The organism is Mesorhizobium silamurunense, from assembly GCF_014843905.1.
In the GTDB taxonomy this organism is placed as follows: domain Bacteria; phylum Pseudomonadota; class Alphaproteobacteria; order Rhizobiales; family Rhizobiaceae; genus Mesorhizobium; species Mesorhizobium silamurunense.
Genome location: NZ_LPVS01000137.1, coordinates 1 through 260 on the forward strand (window position 1 = coordinate 1; position 260 = coordinate 260).

1 protein-coding gene is annotated in these 260 nt (G+C 64.6%); it reads right to left on the reverse strand.

Annotated features, from left to right (window positions below; translation table 11 throughout):
• Window positions 1-260, reverse strand: a 260-nt coding sequence (locus tag AU465_RS32740) for a helix-turn-helix domain-containing protein (protein WP_192257125.1), incomplete at both ends; no start/stop codon positions are given.

The following is a 260-nucleotide window of genomic DNA, read 5'->3' on the forward strand; positions in this document are numbered from 1 at the left end:
CTCGACCAGGCCGTGCCGATCGAGCACCGCATGCACCGTCGAGATCGCAGGCCTATGCACATCGGGATACAGCCGGGCCAGCCGCTCGCGTATCTTCGGCGCGCCCCATGTCGGCTTGTCCTGCTTCAGGCGCACAATCAGCTTCTCGATTTGAAACGGAAGCTGATTGGCATGGCGATAGGGCCGGCGCGACCGGTCGGTCAGCCCCTCCAGGCCACTGCTGTTGTAGCGCGCGAGGATCTTGTAGCCGGTCTTGCGCG